General features: G+C 71.0%; 16 protein-coding genes and 1 pseudogene. 2 read left to right on the forward strand and 15 right to left on the reverse strand.

What is annotated here, in order from left to right:
- Together ACGFMK_RS23890 and ACGFMK_RS23895 are read left to right on the forward strand one after the other, a co-directional pair.
- Positions 1–1,263 (forward strand): acyl-CoA dehydrogenase family protein, encoded by a 1,263-nt coding sequence (locus ACGFMK_RS23890; RefSeq protein WP_392767042.1) that lies wholly within the window; start codon positions 1–3, stop codon positions 1,261–1,263.
- 126 nt (positions 1,264–1,389) lie between these two features.
- Positions 1,390–1,596, forward strand: a complete 207-nt coding sequence (locus ACGFMK_RS23895) for a hypothetical protein (protein ID WP_392767044.1) — start codon at positions 1,390–1,392, stop codon at positions 1,594–1,596.
- Between the two features lie 405 nt (positions 1,597–2,001).
- On the opposite strand, the gene ACGFMK_RS23900 is transcribed toward ACGFMK_RS23895, so the two are convergent.
- The 15 genes and pseudogenes from ACGFMK_RS23900 to ACGFMK_RS23970 all read right to left on the reverse strand — a co-directional run.
- A complete protein-coding gene (locus tag ACGFMK_RS23900) occupies positions 2,002–3,948 on the reverse strand; it encodes a DUF4157 domain-containing protein (RefSeq protein ID WP_392767046.1) in 1,947 nt (648 codons plus the stop codon).
- 107 nt (positions 3,949–4,055) lie between these two features.
- Positions 4,056–5,426 (reverse strand): DUF4157 domain-containing protein, encoded by a 1,371-nt coding sequence (locus ACGFMK_RS23905; protein WP_392767048.1) that lies wholly within the window; start codon positions 5,424–5,426, stop codon positions 4,056–4,058.
- Positions 5,427–5,496: 70 nt separating this feature from the next.
- Positions 5,497–8,133 carry a VWA domain-containing protein gene (locus tag ACGFMK_RS23910; protein WP_392767051.1) on the reverse strand — a complete coding sequence of 879 codons (2,637 nt, stop codon included), beginning with the start codon at positions 8,131–8,133 and terminating at the stop codon, positions 5,497–5,499.
- An 11-nt stretch (positions 8,134–8,144) separates the two neighbouring features.
- Positions 8,145–10,391, reverse strand: coding sequence for a DUF6519 domain-containing protein (locus ACGFMK_RS23915; protein ID WP_392767054.1), 2,247 nt, complete (start codon positions 10,389–10,391; stop codon positions 8,145–8,147).
- Positions 10,392–10,422: 31 nt separating this feature from the next.
- Positions 10,423–12,441 (reverse strand): hypothetical protein, encoded by a 2,019-nt coding sequence (locus ACGFMK_RS23920; protein WP_392767057.1) that lies wholly within the window; start codon positions 12,439–12,441, stop codon positions 10,423–10,425.
- Positions 12,438–14,000, reverse strand: a complete 1,563-nt coding sequence (locus ACGFMK_RS23925) for a baseplate J/gp47 family protein (RefSeq protein WP_392767060.1) — start codon at positions 13,998–14,000, stop codon at positions 12,438–12,440. Before ACGFMK_RS23925 ends, ACGFMK_RS23920 begins: the two co-directional genes overlap by 4 nt.
- Before the next feature lie 10 nt (positions 14,001–14,010).
- Positions 14,011–14,373: a GPW/gp25 family protein gene (locus tag ACGFMK_RS23930; RefSeq protein WP_392767063.1), complete on the reverse strand. Its 363-nt coding sequence runs from the start codon at positions 14,371–14,373 to the stop codon at positions 14,011–14,013.
- 13 nt (positions 14,374–14,386) lie between these two features.
- Positions 14,387–14,857, reverse strand: coding sequence for a hypothetical protein (locus ACGFMK_RS23935; RefSeq protein WP_392767066.1), 471 nt, complete (start codon positions 14,855–14,857; stop codon positions 14,387–14,389).
- A gap of 3 nt (positions 14,858–14,860) precedes the next feature.
- Positions 14,861–15,502: a phage baseplate assembly protein V gene (locus tag ACGFMK_RS23940; protein ID WP_392767069.1), complete on the reverse strand. Its 642-nt coding sequence runs from the start codon at positions 15,500–15,502 to the stop codon at positions 14,861–14,863.
- Positions 15,499–16,587: a phage late control D family protein gene (locus ACGFMK_RS23945; RefSeq protein ID WP_392767072.1), complete on the reverse strand. Its 1,089-nt coding sequence runs from the start codon at positions 16,585–16,587 to the stop codon at positions 15,499–15,501. Before ACGFMK_RS23945 ends, ACGFMK_RS23940 begins: the two co-directional genes overlap by 4 nt.
- Before the next feature lie 2 nt (positions 16,588–16,589).
- The gene (locus ACGFMK_RS23950; RefSeq protein ID WP_392767075.1) at positions 16,590–17,096 is read right to left on the reverse strand and encodes a hypothetical protein; all 507 of its coding nucleotides are present in this window, start codon (positions 17,094–17,096) and stop codon (positions 16,590–16,592) included.
- 6 nt (positions 17,097–17,102) lie between these two features.
- Positions 17,103–17,822 (reverse strand): hypothetical protein, encoded by a 720-nt coding sequence (locus ACGFMK_RS23955; protein WP_392767078.1) that lies wholly within the window; start codon positions 17,820–17,822, stop codon positions 17,103–17,105.
- The gene (locus ACGFMK_RS23960) at positions 17,819–19,882 is read right to left on the reverse strand and encodes an ATP-binding protein (RefSeq protein ID WP_392767081.1); all 2,064 of its coding nucleotides are present in this window, start codon (positions 19,880–19,882) and stop codon (positions 17,819–17,821) included. The genes ACGFMK_RS23955 and ACGFMK_RS23960 overlap by 4 nt, the downstream gene beginning before the upstream one ends.
- Positions 19,879–20,715: a Pvc16 family protein gene (locus ACGFMK_RS23965; protein WP_392767083.1), complete on the reverse strand. Its 837-nt coding sequence runs from the start codon at positions 20,713–20,715 to the stop codon at positions 19,879–19,881. Before ACGFMK_RS23965 ends, ACGFMK_RS23960 begins: the two co-directional genes overlap by 4 nt.
- Positions 20,712–21,157: pseudogene (locus ACGFMK_RS23970) on the reverse strand (hypothetical protein); the annotation flags it as partial. The pseudogene ACGFMK_RS23970 and the gene ACGFMK_RS23965, both read right to left, overlap by 4 nt.

Raw genomic sequence — 21,157 nt, forward strand, 5'->3', positions numbered from 1 at the left:
ATGGACCCGAGCAAGGTCAGGAACACCACGACGGCAGGCAGCACAGCCCGGCCAGGACAGCCGGACTCGCCGCCGGTGAACGATCGGCTGGAGGCGCTCACCGCCGACCTGCCCGCGGAGGAACTGGCACTCGTGTCGGCCGCGGCCGCGCTGGTGCCGGGCCTGAGCGCCAACGCGGCGGCCGCGGATGCCACGGGAAGACTGCCCGACGACGCCGTTGCGGCGCTGCGCAAAGAGGGTTTGTTCCGCCTCGCCACACCGCGGAGGTACGGCGGTCACGAGGCCGGCGCGTGCGCTGCGACGGCTATTGCCGCAGAAGTGGCGCGCGGCTGCCCGTCGGCGTCTTGGGTGCTGACGGTGTACTACACCGCGAGTATCGCCCTCTGGCTTTTCCCGGACCGGGTACGGCATCGGGTCTGGGACGAGGATCCGGACGCGACTGTGTGCGGTTCCTCCGCCGGCGCCGTGCCGGCACGAGCGGTCGACGGCGGTTACCTGCTCAGCGGCCGATGGGGCTGGGCTTCGGGCATACACAACGCATCCTGGGCGATTCTCAGTGTGGTGACCGAGGCCGGAACGTCCCCCCAGGAAAGCGGATTCGCCCTGGTTCCGACGAGCGCGTTGTCGATCGAAGACACCTGGAACATGGCCGGGATGCGCGGCACGGGCAGTGACACGATCATCGCGGATGACGTTTTCGTCCCGGAGGAGCAGGTCATCTTCGCGTCCCGGGCGGCCGGTGCCTCCCGGCCGGTCCAGGAGCCCTCGATGCCCCTGAGCGTACCGAAACCGCAGGGCCTGATGGGTGCACTGGCCGCACCGGTGCTGGGGATGGGCATGGCGATCTACGATCACGTCGTGGCGAAACTCGGCGCCGGCCGCCCCCTGGTCTCCGCGGGGAGATCGCCTGCGCGGGCGATCGACTCCCCCGGCGTGCAGGCGAACATCGCCGAGGCCGCCATGCTCATCGACAGTGCGATCCTGCAGGCCTCGCGCACCGCCCACGCCGTCGACCGAGCCACCCGCACGGGGGCACGATTGTCCACCCTCGCCATCGCCCGCTCCCGAATGGACTGTGGGTTCGCCGCGCGGCAGATCCGCCAGGCGGTGGACAAGCTGCTGGACGTCGGCGGCGCCGGCCGATTCGCCGAATCGGATCCGGCGCAGCGAATCTGGCGTGACCTGGGCACCGCAACCCGGCATCCGGCCTTCATCACCGAACTCGACCGCGAACAGTACGCAAAGCTGCTGCTGGGAATCTAGCGACAACACGCGACCGGACGACGATCTGACGATGCGGACGCTCAAACCGTCGTTGCCCGAACACCTCGCCGAGAACGACCGCCGTCCGAACAGGACGTTCTCGCGCGGCGACTCGACATCCCGTGGGTGAGCTTCGCCCACAGCCCGGCCCGGTCGGCGACCGTCCAGTTGTGGCCGGAGTGGCTCGAAACCGCCCAGAACACCCCGCACGATGTCACCGCGATCGCCATCGGGACCACCCCGTACGACACCGCGATGCTGGTCGACATCCCCGCCTTCGACCTTACTCGGATGCCAAAGACCTCGGGAACTCACCACAGAACGCGGCAGTAAATTGATCACTGTTCGGCGACTGTCGCCCCGGCGGCTGGACCGACCAGTTCGCGAACCGTGTCTCCCGATGCACCCGCTGCCACGCGGGGTCATCAGGTGATTCTGCGCGTCACGGCTGGCCTCTCCAGACCACCGGCTGGAGTCAAGGCGTCCAGCCCCGGCGGGCAATCTCGCGCCGAGGATCACGGGTGCCGCGATCACGCCGACCACCACCCCGATCGGGCGAAAAGACCACAGAACCCGACGTGCCGCATCGCCGCCGGCCGGCCCGTCATGCTTCGACGGCAAGACACAGCGCTGCCATCCTGATCGCGGTTGCGGCCACCGGCGTGAGCGGAGGCCGACCGGTCCGCCGCCCACCTCGACCGCCGACTCGCACCGCTCCGGCCTCCCGTCAGCTCCACCTCAGCGAGGGGCCGGGACGTAACCGATCGGAGGGATGGGATTGTCGCCCCAGATCGCTCTTTCCACGGCCGGGTTGACTACCTCGGTGAAGATCCGAGCCCCGCCGCGCGCTCGGTGGCCCGCTGCCTCGCCCAGTTCACCGCCCAGGTAGGAGCCGCCGAGGCCGCCGCCGATGCCGCCCGCCAGGCCACAGAGGAGCAGGCCGGCGCCCTCGGTCGTGATGCCGAAAGCGATGCAGGCGGCCCCGGCCAGTGCGGAACCGCCAGCGCCACCGAGCCAGCCCCCGCTTTCCTCGCCGAGCACGCGAGGGAGTTCCGCCGGGGTCGCTGTGGCGATGCGGCCCACCGAGATCGCGGCGCCGACCACGATGAAGCCCTTGCCCGCCCACCGGAGTACCGGCGCCGCGCGGCCCAGGGCGCCGACCGGGTTCGGCCGCACGCTGGTGATCGCGCCGCGCGCGTCGGTGAACACCAGGACCTCCGCCTCGTACACGAGGCTGGGCAAGCGCTGGGCACCCAGCGTGGCGTTCACGTCCACGACCGCCTCGACCGGGACCTGGATCCGCACAACGTACGGAGCCTCCCGGAAGAACGGCGCTGCCTCCGGAAGGGCCGACAGCCCCTCCCGGACCGTGGCCGAGAGTGCCGGACTGGCGATCTTCTGGCCCGCCGACGCCACGTTCTGGGCGTGAGCCTGCAGGAACGTCAGCACGAGCCGCTGCTCGGCCGGCGCGAGTGAACCGATCCCGCCCCGTGACATCCGCGCCACCAGGCCCGGCATCTCGCCCAGCTGTCGCTCCGTCAGCCCGAAGTTGTTCTGCCACCAGCTCTGCCCGTGCTGCTGCTGGAAGAACAGCTCCGCCAGCTCGTCGGCGTACCTCGGCGTCAGCTCCTTCACCGGATCGGTGAGGTAACGCTCCAGCGTGATCACGTCACCGCTGATGCCGAGCGGCGCGGCCTCACCCAGCCTGCCGGCCAGCGGGAGCAGCGGGTCCAGGCCGCCGCGTACCGGCGGCGAGACCAGGTAACCGATACCACGCGCGGCGCCGATGACCGTCGACCGGGCCGCCGCGGCGCCCCAGTTCGGGCCCGGGTCGAGAAGCTGGTACTGAAGCGGGACCGGCACCACGGCCGGAACGGCGGCCGCGGCGCCGACCGGGTCCAGCGCGAGGTCGTTGACCTGCAACGGTTCCTTGCCGCGCGCCTTCTGATCGGCCGGCTGGACTTGGATGACGCCGAAGCCCTGGTCGAGGACGACCTCGACCAGCGTGCCCGCCTTCACCGTCTTCAGCGGACCGCCGAACCTGTCGTGCCCGGCGACGACGTCGCTCAGCAGCGTGGCCCGCATGCCGGGTTTCCAGTCGACCGGCCCGCTCCGGCGGCTCGCGGGCTTCGGGTCGCGCCGCACCACAGGTGCGCCTGCCCCGCGCACGGTCACCTGGGCGCCACCCGCCACCCGGTCGGCCGTCGCGTGCGCCTCGTGCTCCAGCGGGTCGTGCACCGCACCGACCGGGAGGCCGCCGGATGGTCGCGGGGCTGCTTTCTCCTGCTGGACCACGTGCGTCAGCTCGTGCGCCAGCAGCCGCCGTCCCGCATCGGTACCCGGCACAAACCCGGCGCCCATCACGACGTCGTTCCCCACCGTGTACGCGTTGGCGCCCACCGCCTCCGCCGACCGAGCGGCCGGCGCGCCGGTGTGCAGCCGCACGGCCCCGAAGTCGTGCCCGAACCGGGACTCCATGACCGACCGCGACTGGTTGTCCAGTGGCTGCCCTTCCGCGCGCAGCACACTGTCCACGATCGGCGGGGCGGTCGCGAGGTCGGCGAGCGCTTGGTTGCCCAGCGCGCGTCGCAGCACCGGACCCGGTGTGGCAGGGCGCACGGCCGCGCGTTCCGGTGTCACGGCCTTCTCCTGCGCGGCCGCGTTCGTCCGGCCGAGAAGGGTCATGGGTCTCTCCTCCCTGCAGGTGGGCTCGAGCCAGTCCAGGTTCGTGGACAGCGGTCCGGCGGATGCCCGGTTCGGTCGCCTGCTGACACACGACTTGACGTGCGCCACTAGGGGACAGTTTTGGGTGTCGCGAGCTTGCGGGCGCGGACGAACGCTTCGTAGTCGGCGTACGACTTGTGGTGGAAGAGATGCACCTCGGCGAAGCCGATCGCCTGCCGGTGGTCGAGGTTCCGGAAGTCGAGGGCCGGGACGCCGAGCGCCTTCTTCGCCCACTCGAAGCCGGTTTTGGACGGGTTCCAGAACTGGCCGAACTTGTCCGGATCGAGGGTGTCGTTCAGTTCGCTGACGACGGCACCGGTGAACCGCGACTGGTTTTTCCCGATGAAGTTCTCGACCGTCCGCTGCTCGTTCTGCACCATCCGGATGTCGAAATCGAACCCGCCGATCGCCCCCGGCGCACCGGTCACCGGATCGCGCGGCTGCTTCCACTCGAAGATCAGGTTGTGGATGACCTTCATGTTGAGGGCGAACAGCTGTTCGTTGACGTCGCGGAGGATCTGGCGGGTGTCCTGCCCCAGTATCTTCGCGCCCAGCACCGTGTCCACCGAGCCGACACCGGGCGTTCCGGTGACCACTGTGGCCGCGTGGAAGAAACGGATGTCCCGCAGCGGGCCCGGCGTGTTCCGGTCGAATTCCAAAACGTAGCTCATCAGGTCGTAGTAGTCGTGTCGCTGCCGTATCGTCGTGTATTCGGCCGGCAGGATGTTCTGCGTGTTGTAGAACGCCGCGCGCATGAACGTGTTGGACGGCGACAGCGACCGGATCCCGCCGTTGAGGCTGAGGATCTCCCATTCCTGCCGATCCAGGGCCAGCCAGTCGGACGGGCCGACGTTGGCCCGGTTACCCCCGGCCAGCGACGAGTCGATCTCCTTGCGGTGCACTTGTTTCGCCCCGGCCCGCTGCTGCAACACGTGGGTGAGTTCGTGCGCGATCAGCGACCGTCCGTCCGGGGTGTCCGGCCGGTACTGGCCGGCGCCGAACACGACGTCGTCCCCGATCGTGTACGCGGCGGCCGAGATCGAACGCGCCGCGCGCTCAGCGTCGGGCCCGGTGTGCACCCGCACCGAACCGAAGTCGGGGCTTCCGGCGGTCGTCGACGCGGGTGCGGCGACCACCCTGGCCGCGACCGCGTCCGCCTCCCGCTCCCCCGCGTCCCCTGCCCTGCTCACCGCGGACTTGCCCTGCGCCGCTGCGGTCGCCGGCGAGACGGCGGCACCCGCGAAGGCGTGCTCCATCGAGGAACGCAGGCCGTCCGGCAGTGGCACGCCGGAACCGTGGGCCGCGGTGTCCCTGGCGGACGCAGTATCCGACCAGTGGTTGCCCAATGCCCGGTGGACGGCCGCCACCGGACTGGCCGGCACGGCCGCCGGTGCGGCCGGGTCCGGGCGGGCCTGCCGGTGCGTTTTCCTGCGCGTCACACGTTGACTGTCCATGTCCCCTCCGAAGCCGGACCGGACGGAGGCCCGCGAGCCTCCGCCCGGTCGCCGGTCAGTCGTCGTCGTCCCCGAAACCGAGCAGCCGCCGGCGGATGTCGATCGTCGGCAGCAGCACGCCGCCGGCCCTCACCTGCAGCGTCGGCCGCTGACGGTTGGTGAACAGGACGACCCGCCGGTAGGTGCCGTCGGTCTGCACCGGCGCCGGCTGGTGGTTGAACACGTGCTGGAAAGTGCCGTCCCGCAGCGCGAAGATGACCTCGTCGTCCTTGCCGGGCCCGAGGTCCTCGCCGCGCTTGTCCTGCGGCAGGATGACCACCTGCGCGGCCGACATCCCGCTGGGGTCGTGCGGAATCCGGGTCACCGTGATCTTGGTGGCCTTCGGGTCGACCTTCACCCGCACGAACGTGCTGATGGTCAGCTCCCTGGTGAACGGGTTGCCGGTCACGTCCGTGCCCGCCACCGACAGGTGCCAGGTGTACGTGCCCTCCTTGAACACCTGGGCGAACGTGTTGGTGTAGTTGCCGTCGCCGTCCGGGTCGACCAGGCCGTTCGTACCGTCGACGAACAGCCCGCCGCCGCTGTGGCAGGTGCGCGGCAGCGTCTTCCACTGCTGCTTGGTGAGCAGTGCGCCGATGCGCTCCTCCATCCAGGTCGGCTTGTCCGGGCTGCCGGCGGCCGAACCCGGGGTCGCGTCGGTCAGCGCCGTCAGCTGCTGGCCGAGGCCGACGGTCGGGGCGTCCAGCGTCGCCGTGACGGTCGCACCGCGGATCGGCTGGTCGTCCTGGCGGATGCGGACCGTCAGCTCCATCCGGTCACCGGTCAGGTAAGACGGCTTGTCGAGCACCACGTCGGCGAGCAGGTGCAGGTCGAGGTACACCAGCACCTGGCTGGGGTCCAGCTCCTCCGCGGTGGACGGCCCGGTGCCGTGGATGAGCCGCCAGTCGATCTTCTTCCCCTTGGCGACGGTGGGCAGCTGCGCCACCGACAGCGCCCGGTCCGACTGGGTTTCCTGGATCTCCACGGGGAACGGCTGGAAAATGGCACCGTCCCAGCGGGACAGCTGGATGGTGTCGGTGAAGACGGTGGTGCCGGCCTTCGGGGTGACGGCGAGCACCAGCCGGTCCACACTCGGTTCGGTGGAGAAGTAGACCGCGGGCAGCACGGCGGGGGCCGGCGGCGCGTCCGGGTCCGGAACCCCCGTGGTCGGCGTCGTGGCCTTGGTGACCGCGTTCACCTTCTGGACGTCCGCCAGGATGTCCCCGACGTGCTGCGTCAGCTCGCTGGGGTCGTTGGCGAGGGCGAACACCCCACCGTGGAACGTCGACAGCTGTGAGAGCACGCCCTGGTCGGCGGTGGGGCCCAGCGCGATGGCCGACAGGACGCAGCGGCTCGGGTCCAGCACGGCCTTCCGCAGCGAACTGGAGTTGACGGCGTCCTGGAAGGAGATCGCCCCGTTCGCCGGTGTCGCCGAGGCCGGCACCAGCGCCACGTCGCCGCAGTTCTCCTCACCGTCGGTGAACATGATGATCGAGAACCGCTGGTCGGTGATCGGTCCGGCGTTGCCCAGCAGGTCGATGGCGAAGATGAGCCCGTCGCCGATCGGCGTGTTCGTCCCCGGGGCGCCGAAGTCGAACGCCGGGTTGTTGATGGCCTTCAGGGCGTCGTCCAGCGGGGTCAGCGGCAGCAGGGCCACGATCCGGCTGGACGGCGGGCCGGCGCGGAAGCCGGCGATCTCGTCCTCGAACGCGACGATGGCCACCCGGTCGTCGGTGCCCACGCCGGTGAGCAGGCCGTTGATCAGGTGGACCAGCACCCTGCTCGCGGTCTTCGCGTTCTCGAAGCGGTTCTCCAGCGCCATGCTGCCGGAGCGGTCCAGCACGAAGACGATGTCCTTGCGGCGCTGGGTGATCGTCATCGGCGCCGTCGCGGAGTTGTGCAGGAACCCGGTGTAGATGCCCGCCGCGTCGTCGAGCTTGACGCGCAGGCCGAACTGGATGGGGATCTGCTCGTACACGCTCGGCAGGTTGACCGTCAGTTTCGGGACGTCGGTCTCGGTCGGCTTGGCCGGGTCGTTCGAGATGGCCGTGATGGGCGCGGCGCCGGTGTAGGACCAGTCGTAGGTCGCGTCGAAGACCGGCGGCGTACCGGCGAACGTCTTGTCCGACTTGGCGTTGCCGGCGTGCAGGTCGGTGTCCAGCAGTTCCACCGCGGTGGCCGGCACGTTCAGCGTGGCCACCGGGTTGACGGCGGCCCACTGGACGTCCACGTTCTCGCTGGAGAAGCCGAGCGACCAGGCGGTGGGCGCGCCGGTGGAGACCCGCAGTTCCCACAGCTCGGCGTCGACGACACCGCCGTTCAGGTCGGTGAAGGTGACGCCGACGTTCACCGTGTCGCCCTGGATGGTCTCGGTCACGACGTCGATCTGGTACTGGTGGGTGCCGGTGGGCGGCACGAACAGGGTGCCGTTGGCGGGCAGCTGCTGGGTGATGCGGGCGCCGGTGCCGGTGTCGATGTGGGTCAGCGACGACGTCACGCCGCTCACCGTGTCGGCGTACTGCAGCGTGAAGCTCTCCTGTGAGCCCCCGCCTGCTTGCAGGGCCACGGAGAACACCGCGACGAACGCGCTGGTGTCCGACATCGTGTAGCCCGACGCGCCGCCGGTCGTCGGATTGATGATGGGATCTGGCATGGTGGTTCCCCTCAAATTGCCGTGATGATCTGCTTGGCGTAGATGTCGAAATCCGCGTTGGTGCGGTTGCTCTGCCACAGCAGCCACAGGCCCAGGTTCGGGACCAGGAGCGGGTGCGGCGTCTGGTTGATCTGGACGTTGGTGATCAGCCGCTGCGCGTTCGCCCAGCCCCCGCTGATCGGGCTGCGCCTGCGCAGCACGAGATCGATGAGGCTGCTGGAGAGCACCCGGGCGCTCACGAGGTAGACGGTGCCGTCGGCGTCGCGCACCAACGTCGGAAAACCGTCGATGGTGTCCGAGTCGGGGATGTGGCTGGTCGTCCACGTGCCGTTGCTGCACGTGGCGATGCCCAGCCCGGCGCTGCCGTCGTCGTAGCAGACGAGCGCGTCGGTGGCGCTGAGCGCGAGCACGAACACGTCCAGGGCGCCGGTCGCCGCCGTGTTGAACGTGAAGTCGATGACGGGCGGGTCCTGCGGGTTCGACGTGGCGGGCACCGGGTTGAACCGCAGCGTCTGGAGTTTCGCGCCGTCGGCGTAGGCGACCCACACGACACCGCCGGCCGCGGCGCAGTGCAGGTTCCGCTGGGTGAGGCCGGTCGCGGACAGCGCCACCGGTACCCCGTCCAGGAAGGTGTTGTCCGTGTGGCGGTAGCGCCGGTAGAACCACTGTTTCAGCGTGGAACTGCTCTGGTGGGTGAAGAACACGACCTGGTCCCCGGCGATCGCCGCGCGCGTGGCCTGGTCGGCGACGGGATTGGCGGTGTTCGCCACCGGCTGTTCGGTCTGGGTGCCGATGGTGGCCAGCGGGCCACGCTTCATCATCACGTCGGTGCCGGTCTGGTCGAACCCCCCGGTCTGGTAGGCGACGAGGACGTCGCCGTTGGGCAGCGCGACGGCGGCCGGTTCCAGGTGCGCGCCACCGCTGGTGATCGCGGGCGCGGTGGTGAAGGTGAGTTCGGGATGGGCCGGGTCGAGCCGGGCGGCGAGGATCTGGTTGGTGCCCGCCGTGCGCGCGGACTGCCAGACGGCGACCAGGCCGCCGTTCGCGTCCACCACGCTGGCCTTGTTCAGCACGTCCAGCCCGGCGGCCGGCGACACCGGGATGTCCTGGCTGGCCGGCAGCTGGCCGGTCAGCAGCGCGTTGATCGTGTCGCGCAGGTTCACCTTGGGCCGGTTGCGGCCCTGCCGGTAGTCGGCGGCCGTCCCGCCGAGCATGTCCTCCGCCAGGGTGCTCGGCGCCAGCTGGAGGCTGCGGGGCCGCAGGTCGGTCAGGGCCGGCAGGAGGATCGCCGGGGTGCCGGCCTGCCGGGCCAGCTGGGCCAGCGGCAGGTAGGAATGCCCGGCGGTGAAGTCGCCGTCCCCGCTGACCGGGACCGTCGTGCCGCCCACCCGGACCCGCACCGCCCACTCCCGCTTGAGCCGCACGCTCGTCTCGACGCCGATGAACGGGTCGACCAGCGAACCGTCCTCGGCGGAGGTCACCTCCCGGTCCCACACGTCGAGGTACACCAGGTCCGACCGGGCGCCGCTGGACGGCGCGGCGAGCGGCGCCACGACGGGCACGCCCCACGCGGCGGCCAGCGCGCTGTTGGCGTACAGCGGCTGGGAACCGTAGGCCGACCGTCCTTCCTGGACGGCGTCCCGGCCTTCGGCCAGGCAGCGCCCCGCGTGCTCCGGTGTGCCGTCGCCGCCGGTGATGACGAAGTCGTCGCCGGCACCGACGGACGCCACGACCCGGGTCGCGGACGCGTTGATCGCGGCGGCCACCTCGGCGGCCGTCGCGGCGCCGATGGCCGAGAAGCCGGCGGCCGCGAACGTGATCGTCTCGGCGGCGCCGCCGTCGGCGGTGATCGACAACGTCATGCCGGCGGTGAGCGGGAACGGCTGGGCCGCGTCACCGGTGAGCCGGGCGGGTGCCAGGCCGCGGCTCGCCTGCCGGTTCGGCGCGGTGAAGCCGAGTGCGGCGGCGGCCGTGGAGTGCGCCAGGTCCACGCTCACCGTCGAGTTGGCGGGCGCGGACGCCGTCGACGTGAGCCGGATCGTGTTGACGCCACCACCGGCGGCCGCGGTGATCCGGAAGCCGTCGTTGCCGGCCGGGACGCCGTCGCCGACGAACCACTTGAGGAACGCCTGGACTTCGAAGCGCCGGATGTCCTCCAGCTCGTTCCAGTCGGCGTCCACCAGCGGGACGCCCTGTTGCAGGCGAACACCGACGTAGTGCTTGACGCGGTCGAACGTGCTGCGTGAAAAGTCACCCACGGTGACCCCCCTCTGAGATGGTCGTGCCGGTTCACGGCGTGATGAAGACGGCTCTCGTCGTCACCGGCGCGAAGCCGGCGAGCACACCGGCCAGCCGGTCGGTGGTCGCCTTGACCTGCGCCGGATCGGTGACGGTCGGCGTGAGGTAGAGCCCGACGGTGTCCCGCGAGACGCGCACGTCGTTGTCGCGCTCGCCGTCGTGGCCGGTGTCGTAGGTGTAGGTCTGGAAGTCGTCGAGCGCTCCGCGCCGGTCCAGCTTCTGCCGGCCACCGGTGTCCACTGTGGTCGTTCCGGCATAGCGGTTGTCCAGTGTCGCTGTCGCGCCGAACTCGCTGCTGGTGTACAGGATGCTCGCGTTGGACCGGTACACGAGCAGGGTGCCGGTGCTCAGGTCGGCCACCATCGGGCCGCGGCGCGCGTACGGGCCGTCGACCACCAGCTGGTTCGTGCCCCAGAGGAGGGTGCTGACGGCCAGGGAGTTGCGGACGATGGTCCAGCCGCCGTTCTGGGTGGAGCTGAAGAACAGTTCGATGTCCCCGGTCGCGGTCACCAACGGGGCCGGCTGCCGGTCGTGGTAGGCAGTGCCCGTCTTGGGCAGGGACCGGACCGGCGACCAGTCCGACACGTCCGGGGCGAGGCCCTGCTTGACGCGGTGGACGATGCTCCACCGCGTCTGGCCGGCCGGACCGCCCGGCTCGCGCCGGGCCCAGAACAGCCACAGCCGCTGCGTCGAGCTGGTCGGGTGGAACAGCACGCAGAGGTCGTCCTCGACCCGGGGGTCCGCGCCGCCGTCCGGGGGCAGGGTGGCCGGTGTGGTCAGCTGCCACATCGTGCCGTTGTGCCGGTTGTAGCGGACCTGCCAGCCGCCCGCCACCAGTTCCAGCCAGAACAGCCAGACGCCACCGGCGTCGTCGGCCACGGCGGCGGGCAGCCGCCGCTGCGTCGCCGCGTCGCCGAACATCGAGGGCGCGGACCAGGTCGTGCCGGTCCGGGTGGCGGTCGAGATCCGCCAGCCGAAGCCGGGGTCGTAGGTCTGCCAGAACAGCCGCACCAGGCTGCCCTGCACGGCGGCGGCCGGGTTCTTGTCGATGCCCGGCTGGTCGACGACCGGCCGGCTGGGCTGCCACTCGCCGCCGGCGAACCGCTTGGCCCAGATGTCCCAGCCGTGCTGCCGCAGCGTGTGGAAGAAGACCAGCGTCGAGCCGTCGGTGTCGCGGATCGCGACCGGTCGGCCGTCGTAGGCGAAGTTCACCGACGCCAGTGCGGGCTCCGACCAGGTTCCGGTGGCGTCCCGCCTCCTGGACAACAGGTTCAGCCGTTCCGGCTGGTTGCTGCGCGCGACGTTGTGCACGAACTCCTTGGTGCGGTTGGCCCACCCGGTGACCCGGGCGACGGTCGCGTCCAGCGTCGGCACACTGCCGACGGTCGGGTAGAGCCGGGGCGCGTAGCGGATCTCGTTGCGCTGCGCGCCGACCGGCAGGCGCAGGTCGGTCGGCCAGCCGATCCACTGGGCCAGCAGCGGCAGCAGCCGGCCGTCGACCCGATCGACGTCGAGGAAGCCCAGCGCGGCCCGGTTGAGGCTGTACAGCCGGTCCAGCTCGGCACCGGGCAGGTCCAGGAAGCCGCGTAGCTGCCCGGGATCGGTGACCGGCGACTGGCCGGGCCGCAGCGCGGCCGGGCGTTCGGCGTCGTAGCGGCGGTAGATCGCCGGCAGCAGGGCGTAGAGCCGTCCGGCGAAGTCGTAGGACGCCGTGGCCATCGCCTCGGTCACGTTGTGCGGGTCGGGGTCGTACACCGGCGGGCTCCCGGTGAACGGGAACAGCGTGTAGTAGTAGACGTGCTCGCCGAGCAGGCCGGTGTCGGTAGCCGTGGTGATCCCGTCGCCCTGCGCCACGAGCACGCCGTCCGCCGGCCGCACCGGGTGGGTGCGCTCGGCCCGGACCACCCGGACGTTCACCGGGTGCTGCGGATCCGGGAACGACCAGGACAGGTCGATCCGGTTGCCGTCGCTGTGCGCGGTCGCTGTGATGCCGACGAGGCGCATCGTCACCGCCCCCCTTGGTCGACCAGCACGACGTTCAGGCCCAGCGCGTAGGCGGCTGCGGTGGGAACGACCGGCACCTCGTTCGGGCCGAGCACGATCGTGCCGTGCGGTTCCACGGCGGGAGCCGTCACGTCACCGCGGCGGAACTCGGTGATGTTGACGAACTGGACCCCCGGCACCTGCTGGCTGTCCTCGTAGAACCGGCTCAGGTACACGGTCTGGCTGAAGTCGACGTTGTCGAACGCCAGCAGCTCGGCCGCCGCCTGCCGGACCGCCGCGATGACGTCTGCGGGCTCGTAGAAGCTCCGCACCGCTATCTCGGCCGTCACGAAGATCGGCACGTAGTCCACATCGGACACTTCGACGATCTGGCTGAGCATCCGCTTGTCCTCGAAGTAGCCGATCAGGCCGGCTTCCAGCACGTCGCTGACCTTGCCGCCGCCCTCCGGTGCGATGTAGAGCGTGATCGTGTTCCAGCCGGTGGCGGCGGCCCGCACCTTGCCGACCCCCTTGTAGCTCAGGGCCAGCGCCTCGTAGTCGGCACCGGTGACCGCGCGGCGCAGCGACCGGAACACCGACGGCGCCTGGGCGACGGCGTGCGCGACGGTCTCCCGCTCGGCACCGCCGGTCGCGGGCGCCGGGTTGGTCACCGTGGCGCCCAGCAGGGTGAGGGCGGGCGCGTCGGCGATGGTGCTGATCGTGCCCGCCGCGACGTTGCCCGCCTGGCCGCCGCCGGTGCGGTAGGTCGCCGTGACCTGGGCTCCCTGCCGGGGGACCACACCGAAGCCGCCGTCCCCGAAGATGACCTCGGCCCGGTCGTTCTCGTCGACCTCGACCACGTAGTCGTGCTGCCCGGCCTGGCTGAACGCCAAGGTGTCCCGCCGGGTCCACACGTCGACCGTGCCGGACAGTTCGGTGCGCACGATGATGTCCTGGCCGGTCGGCTGGGCGACGCCGGGCCTGCCAAGCAGCACGCCGGGGTGGGTCAGCGGGAAGCGCTGGTTCGGGGTGCCGTCGGACGTGCCGAGCACCTCGGCGCCGACCAGCCTGCCCTCCTGCACCGGCAGCCCGGCGAACACCTTCCGGCCGGTCGACGGATCGGCCGCGATCGTGCTGAAGTCGATCACGAGCGGCGAGTCCCTGGTGTACTCGAAGCGGGCGGCCGGCCGGTCCTGCCGGCTCTTCGTCGCGAACGCGGTGCCCTTGGCCAGCGTCACCGTCGACGTCACCGACCCGGGCACGGTCACTGTCAGGTCGGCCGCGGCCGCGGCGGCCGTGCCCAGCTCGTAGCCGATCAGCCGCAGGTGTTCGATCACGCTGCGCCGGGTCTGCGCCGTGCCCAGGAAACTCTCGTTCGCCACCCGGTCCTGGTAGTAGCTGAGGATGTCGCCGATGTGCGCGAACAGCTGCAGCAGGACGTTGCCGAAGTCGGCCTCGTTGGCGAAGTCGGTCCACTGGCCCAGTTTCCGCGGGATCTGGTCGCGCATGGCCGAAAGCAGGCTCTCGTAGTCGCGGGCCATGTAGTCGATGACCGGCTGGCCGTTCACCTGAACGATGTCCACCATCACCCTCCCCCTATCTGAAATGGACCCGGAGCGCCTGCGGTGCGAGGTCCTTGCGGCGCACGTAGGACACCTCCACGCTCGTCGTCTCTTCGACCGAGCCGACGTCGACGCCGACCACGGCCAGTTCGTCGCCCAGCCACCGGGTCAAGGCCTGCCCGATGGAGAACTCGACGGCGGCGGCCATGATCGCGTTGTTCGGGTCGAACACGAGGTTGAACAGGCCGCAGCCGAAGTCCGGCCGGTTCACCCGTTCCCCCTGCGCGGTGAACAGCACCTGGATCACCTTGCCGCGCAACTGGACGGCGTCGTCGTCGACCGGCCGGATCGACCCGGTCGCGTCGACGCCGAACGGGAACTCGAACCCGGTCACCATCCGGCCCACCCCCTCACTCGGTACATGTCACGAAGTCCTGACCCTGTGCGGCGACCGACGACGCGGCCGTCGTCGGTGCCGGGCCGCAGGTGTCGAAGCCGTCGCCGTCGAGCAGGACCTTGACGCCGCCGACGGTCAGCAGCCCGCTGCCGGCTCCGCTGCTCGGTGCGCCCGCTCCCAGTGGTACGTCCAGGAACGTCACCGGCGAGTTCGGTGCCGGGCCCGGCGCGCTGAACTCACTGCCGCTCAACGGGCCGTGACCGCCGGTCGCCGTCTCGGCGGAGCCGAGCGAACTACCGCTGGCCACCAGGGCCACCGGGGTACCGCCGATCGAGACGAAGTCGCTCAGCCGCGCGGTGACCGAACCGTTGTAGGCGAACTTCCCGGTACCCAGGTAGGGATGGCCCTGGCTGTCGGTGCCGGACACGTGGTGGATGTCGTTGCCGGTCACCGGATCTCCTTCGACCACGACAAGCTTTCCCATGACTCAGCCCTTCTTCAGGTCGATGCTGTCGCAGACGATCTCCACCGGCTGGCCGGAGGCGTCGATCTTGAACGGGACGACGGCGGTCAGCGTCATGGCGTCCGCGGTCATCTCGATCGAGTTTCCCGTGGCGTCGGTGACCTTGATGCCGTCCCGGTCCAGGACCACGAGATGGCCCTGCGCGCCTTCGCGGATGATGACCGACTCGGCGCCGTCCTTGTCCTCGAACTGGACGGTGTGGCCCTTGCCGGTCCGGATGATCTTGGCGGTCGGCGGCCGCTGAACGTCGTCGGACTCGGTGCCGTCGGCCTGCTGCGGCTGGGGCACCTGGCTGCCCGGCTTGGGTTTCGTCCAGTACGTGCCGACCCAGATCGGGAACTCCAGGTCGCCTTCCTCGAACTCCACCCACACCCCCGCCTCGAGGTCCGGGACGAACAGGACACCCTGGTCGGCGGCGCCGCCGTAGGGCGCGCACGGCGTCGCCCACCCGGTGACGACGTCGGTGCCCAGCACGCTGGGCACCTGCAGGCGCAGCCTGCCGAGGCCGGCCGGGTCGTCGTTGTACTTCACGATGCCGCGGTACTTGCCGTAGTAGCGGTGTTCGAGCCGGTCGGCCAAGCCGGCGACGACGCGTTCGAGGGTCACGGCGAACTCACCCCGCCGCCGGCCACCAGTGCGTTGCGCTTGACCCGGAACCGCTGGACGTAACCGTCGTCGGTGAACCGGTGCGTGACGTGCGTGACGTAGTAGGTGCCGCTGTGCGTGTCGCCGATGCCGTTGATGACGACGGTCCGGCGCGGCAGCAGGATCGCGTCGTAGGAGTTCGCGGCCACCTCGCCCTCACCGGTCACGAACCACTCGTTCTCGTCGAACAGGGCCTGGCACAGCGCCGCCATCTCGGCGGGGCCGGTCGCCACCGTCTGTCCGATGAGGACCTGGCCGGGCGTGATCCCGGCCGGCAGCACGTCGGCGGGCCGGTGGGCGCCCAGCGCCGGTTGGTGGCCGCTCTGCGCCGCCTCGACCCGCACTTCGCCGGTGCCGTGGTCGATCTCGGCCATCCCGACGGCCGCCGGGGTGAGCGCGTCGACTTCGACGCGGAACCGGTTGACGTTGGACTGCTCGCCGGCGTGCACGTTGAGCTCGACCTGGTGTGCGTCGTCCAGCGTGGGCGGCTGGAAGTAGCCGACGTCGCCGTCGACGAAGCACTCGAATCCGTTGCGCCGCGCGAGCCGTTTCAGCAGCCGGATGTCGGTCTCCCGCTGGACGATCGTGCCGGTGTCCTCGTCGTGGACGACGCCGGTGTCGGTGACCCGCGGCTTGAGGCCGGCCTGCTTGAACAGCAGGGTCGCGACGTCGCTGTCCCGCATGTCCGGCCAGGTCGTCAGCACGTCGGCGCGATCCATCAGCACGCTCGCGTCCATCCCCCAGATCGTCAGCACGCACTGTTCCAGTCCGGGACCGAACTCGGGGGCCACGTGGGTGATGTAGCCGGTGAACAGCTGCTGCGAGTCGCCCTGCAGGCCGGCGGTGATTTCGACCTTCGTCCAGACGGCGAACCGGTCCTCGTCCACATAGGACCAGGAGCCGTCGGCCGTCAGCAGCAGCGCGAGGGTCAGCCGGAACATGCCGGTCAGCTGGTCGTCCAGCTCGATCTCCAGGCTGATCAGGTTGTCGGCGAGCGCCGGCACTTCGGCGCCGCCGATCTCGACCAGCAGGTTGTCGGTGTTCACGGTCAGCTCACCGCCGGCGGGATGACGATCTGCCGGCCCAGCCGGCCGCTGTCGGCCGGAAGACCGACGGTGAACCCGGCTTTCTCGATCACGTCGATCACGGCGGTCACGTCGAGGTCGGTCCGGTTGTAGGTGACCACGACGGCGTCGTCGTCCGCGGTCACGGCGTCCACGCCGACGGTCGCCGACAGCGCCGCCAGCAGCGCGCCCCGCGGCGACGTGCCGGCGGCGGTCACCGGGAACCGGGTGGTGACCAGGGGTTCCTGGCCCAGCAGGGCCAGCGGGGACAGGAAGTCCGGGTTCGCGTCGCACACGTGCCAGTACTGCAGTGGCTGGCCGTAGAAGGTGGCGGCGAGCTGGTCGAGGCGGTCGCCGCTGTCCACCGTGTGCGTGAACGTGCCGGTCACCTCGGGCAGCGGCCGGAAGTCCTTCGCGGCCACGACCCTGCCGCGCGCGTCGACGACGGCGATGTCGGGCACCCGCCGGTACCGGGAGAGCTTGCCGAACATGTCACATCACCCCGGGACCACGACGTTCGCGGTGTCGGCGACGGTGGCCAGGTTCAGCACGGACATCGCCTCCACCATGGCCTTCGAGTACCGGAACGGCACGTTCTTGCCCTCGATGACGGTCAGGTTCACCGACACCGTCGCGCGGATCGGGTTGAGGTCGGCGCTGAACTCGGTCTCGGTGATGCCCATCGTGGTGATGTTCACCGGCAGCACCCGCTTGCGGCCGAAGACGAAAAGGATCATCGGGGGGTTCGGGCTCCTGGCGAAGCTGAACCCCTTCGACTTCCCCAGCAGCGCAGCGGCCGCACCGCCGAGCAGGCTCTCGTCCTTGGGCGCCACCATCAGTTCCAGCGTGGAGATCTGCGGTCCGATGCCGAACTGCTCGGTGATGCCGTCCCGGGCGTCCAGCTTGTCGGTGGCGTCCAACCGGATGTCGAACGCGATCGTCTGGTCCTGCACGGCAACCAGTTGCTGCTTCTGCAGTTCCAGCAGGTCGCCGAATTCGGCGCGGGCCTGCCGGAGGCTGCGCTGCGGCACGGCGGCCGGCACCGCACCGGCCGGCGTCGGGCCGGGTACGCCGGGGAAGGCGAACGTGAGCGCGCGGCTGCGAGTCAGCTGCACCGGGTTGAACTGGAACACCACGACCAGCGGGGGCACGCTCAGGCCGAACTCGACGAAGGCGCCCCGCAGGATCTTGGGTTTGTTCGGAAAACCGTCGCTCATGATTCCCCTGTCCGAACCGGAAGGTCGATCCACAACTTGCCGATCTTCGCGAACTCGCTCTGCACGCCGAGCAGAATGTGCGAACGGTCGATCACGCCGCCGTCGGCGGCGGCCAGGAAGGCCGCGTTCACCGCGATGTTCCGGATGCTCGCGCCCGTGACGGCGAACCGCGCCGCCAGGTCGGCGAAATCGACGTCCGGGGCCAGTGGCGCACCGGGCGGGATCACCGCCTGCCAGATGCGGCGCCGGTCTTCGGCCTCCGGGAACGGGAACTCCACGACGAACCGGATGCGCCGCAGGAACGCGTCGTCCAGGTTCTGCCGGAGGTTGGTCGCGAGCACGACGATCCCCTCGTACTCTTCGATGCGCTGCAACAGGTAGCTGGTCTCGATGTTGGCGTACCGGTCGTGCGCGTCGGTGACCTCGGTGCGCTTGCCGAACAGCGCGTCGGCCTCGTCGAAGAACAGGACGGCGTTGCTGTGCGCGGCCGCCTCGAAGATCCGGGCCAGGTTGCGTTCGGTCTCGCCGACGTACTTGCTGACCACACCGGCCAGGTCCACTGTGTACAGATCGACGTCCAGGTCGCCGGCCAGCACCTCGGCGGCCATCGTCTTGCCGGTGCCCGGCGCGCCGCTGAACAGCACGGTCAGGCCGGTGCCACGGCCGAGTTTCGCGCCGAAGCCCCAGTCGTGCAGCACCCGGTGCCGGTGCACGACCTGGTCGCGGATGTCGCGCAGCTGGCCCGCGCGGTCGGCGGGCAGGACGAGGTCGTCCCACCCGGCACGGCAGGTCGCCTTGACCGCGGCCCCGCCGAGCGTCCGCCCGGACTGCTGCCGGCAGGCGGCCACGACGTCGGCGAGCGTCAGGGCACCCGGTCGCGGCCGCGCCAGCCGTAGCTCGTCGGCCAGGCGGACGGCGGCCCGGATGCGGGCCGGCGGCAGGCGGTAGCGGCCGCCGAGTTCGGCGGCCCACCGGGCGGCGGCATCGGTGTGCGCGGCCAGGTGCCGGTGCCAGATCTCGACGGCCCGGCCGGCATCGGGCAGTGGCACGGCGACCGGGTGGACCTCCAGCGTGCCGGTCCAGTCCGGCTCGCCGGTGAGGAAGACCGGCCGGGGGTGGTCCTCGAGGGCCGAGCGCAGCGCGGGCTCGTGCATCGGCGCCAGGTCGGCGACGTTGACGGCCGCGTCGCGCAGCAGCGCGTCGCGGAACGTCAGCCGGATCAGCTCGGCGGCATCGTGCTCGGGCAGGGTGGCGGCGTTCAGGCTGAGCAGCGGCAGGCCCATCCGGTGGCTGGCCCGGGCGGCCAGGTCGAGTTTGCCGGCCCCGGCGGGGCCGTGCAGGTAGCACACGCGCGGCGCGAGCCGGGCCAGGTGGTCGACGACGGGGTCCGCGGTGCCGGCGTCGGACGGCTGGTGGATGCGGGCGTGGCCGGCCAGGCGCGGGTCCAGGTCGGTGGCACCCAGCAGGAACTGGCGGATGTGCCGGTCCAGCACCAGGAACCGGGCCAGGTCGGAGGAACCGGACGGGCTCTGCGGGTCGTCGACCGGGTGCAGGATGCCGTGCCGCAGCAGCGGTGCCGCCGGGGTGAACAGGCCGGTGGCCGCCCACCGCCGCGGTTCGGTGTCGCACAGCAGCGTCAGGATCAGGTCGACGCTGGGGCGACGGCGGGTGATGTCGTCCTGCAGGTAGGCGTACACGCGGTCGTACTTGTGGCGCAGCTCCGGCGCGAGGCACACGACCACCGCACCGAGTTCGACGGCGGAGAGCCCGAACAGCCGGCCGAGCCTGACCAGCGGCAGGTCACCGCCGGCGGCGACCTTCGCGTCGATCTCGAGGGACAGCTGCTTCAGCGCGACACTCCGGACCGGCGGCGCGATGTCCCCGCCGTCGGCCAGCAGCCAGTCGACCTCGTCCCGGGTGATGTAGACCGTCCGCGCCGGCTGGCCGTCCGGGAACTCCTCGTTGCGCAGCGACATCGACGCCAGGCGCACGCCGATCAGCAGGTCCAGCAGGCGGAGTTCGTCGGCCAGGTGCTCGACGGGGTCGCGGTAGCCCGTCATGGCGTCACCTCGAACAGGAACGTGCGCCGGGTCAGCTGGGCGACGTCCACCCTCAGCTCGTAGAAACCGGCACCGAGGGCGGGCACCGTGGCGGTGAACGAGTCGGCGGTCAGCGGCTGGCTGGGCAGCACCGTCAGGTTGCCGACCGACACCATGCCCCGCCAGCCGGCCAGGTGCGTCCCGGTGAACGTGACGACGGTGCCGGCCGGGCCCGCGCCCGGCGTCATGCCGGTGACCACGGGCAGGTCCAGCGGCGCCCTGACCTCCGGCACGCCCACCGTGCGCACGCGGTTGGCCAGCGGCCGCTGCGCCGCGGGCAGCCGGTCCAGCTGGACGGTGGACACCTGGTACATCACCGACAGCCGGAACGGATGTGCGAACGTCGTCCAGATGCCGCGCAGCTCCTCGGGGTCGAGCAGGTCGCCGGTGATCCGCAGGTGCTCCCTGGCGTCGGCGAGACCGGGATCGAGGTAGATCGCGGGGACGACCGGGTTCTCGTAGAACACCCGCATCGCCTCGCCGAGGATCTGGTGCGCGGTGGCGTTGCCCTCCAGCGGGTCGTTCGGCGCGTACGGCGTCAGCAGGTAGAACAGGTTGACCGACAGCGGTGCCGGCACCAGCTGGTTCGGGGTGCCCGCCTTGACGGTGAAGTCCTGGTTCTTCAGGAACTCGTTCTCGGCCAGCTTGTAGAGGAACAGGTTGACCCGCCTGGTCGTGCTCGCCTCGTCGGGCGCCAGGATCGTCACGTCCGGCGCGGGGTTCAGCCGCATCTCGCCGACCAGGAGGTTGCGCAGCGACGCGCTGACCATGCCGATCGCCGTGCCCGCGCTCATCGCACGATCCGGTTGGTCAGGCGGCCGAGCTGCCGTCGCTCCCAGAACGCGGGGACGGCGGCGGCTTCGACGGGCGCGTGCACCACGACGATCGGTGGCGGTGCCGGTGGTGCGGGTGGCCGCTCGACGGGCGGCGTCTCCACGACGGTGACATCCGGCTTCGGGGTCCGCCGGTGCGGCGGCCGGTTGGCGGCCAGGACGGACTGGACGGCACCCGGCCCACGATCCGGCTCCCGGTCCGGGCGCATCGCCGGTGCCGCCGCGCGCGGGGCACGAACCGGCCGGGGCACGGCGTGGAGCCGGCCTGGTGCCGCCGAGGGTCGTGAAGTCTCGGCCGGCTGCTCCAGGCCGGGCCGGGCGGCGGGACGCGCCGGATCGGCGGGCGTCGCCGCCGCGGCGGCCACTGCGCGATCCGCCCCGGCGGCCTGCGGGCCGGCGGCAC

The organism is Amycolatopsis sp. NPDC049252 (genome assembly GCF_043197175.1).
Lineage (GTDB): Bacteria > Actinomycetota > Actinomycetes > Mycobacteriales > Pseudonocardiaceae > Amycolatopsis.

Coding starts and splice junctions, on each gene's coding strand:
- ACGFMK_RS23890 (WP_392767042.1), top strand. CDS start 1: ATGGACCCGAGCAAGGTCAGGAACACCACGACGGCAGGCAGCACAGCC.
- ACGFMK_RS23900 (WP_392767046.1), bottom strand. CDS start 3,948: ATGACCCTTCTCGGCCGGACGAACGCGGCCGCGCAGGAGAAGGCCGTG.
- ACGFMK_RS23910 (WP_392767051.1), bottom strand. CDS start 8,133: ATGCCAGATCCCATCATCAATCCGACGACCGGCGGCGCGTCGGGCTAC.
- ACGFMK_RS23925 (WP_392767060.1), bottom strand. CDS start 14,000: ATGGTGGACATCGTTCAGGTGAACGGCCAGCCGGTCATCGACTACATG.
- ACGFMK_RS23930 (WP_392767063.1), bottom strand. CDS start 14,373: ATGGTGACCGGGTTCGAGTTCCCGTTCGGCGTCGACGCGACCGGGTCG.
- ACGFMK_RS23935 (WP_392767066.1), bottom strand. CDS start 14,857: ATGGGAAAGCTTGTCGTGGTCGAAGGAGATCCGGTGACCGGCAACGAC.
- ACGFMK_RS23950 (WP_392767075.1), bottom strand. CDS start 17,096: ATGTTCGGCAAGCTCTCCCGGTACCGGCGGGTGCCCGACATCGCCGTC.
- ACGFMK_RS23955 (WP_392767078.1), bottom strand. CDS start 17,822: ATGAGCGACGGTTTTCCGAACAAACCCAAGATCCTGCGGGGCGCCTTC.
- ACGFMK_RS23960 (WP_392767081.1), bottom strand. CDS start 19,882: ATGACGGGCTACCGCGACCCCGTCGAGCACCTGGCCGACGAACTCCGC.
- ACGFMK_RS23965 (WP_392767083.1), bottom strand. CDS start 20,715: ATGAGCGCGGGCACGGCGATCGGCATGGTCAGCGCGTCGCTGCGCAAC.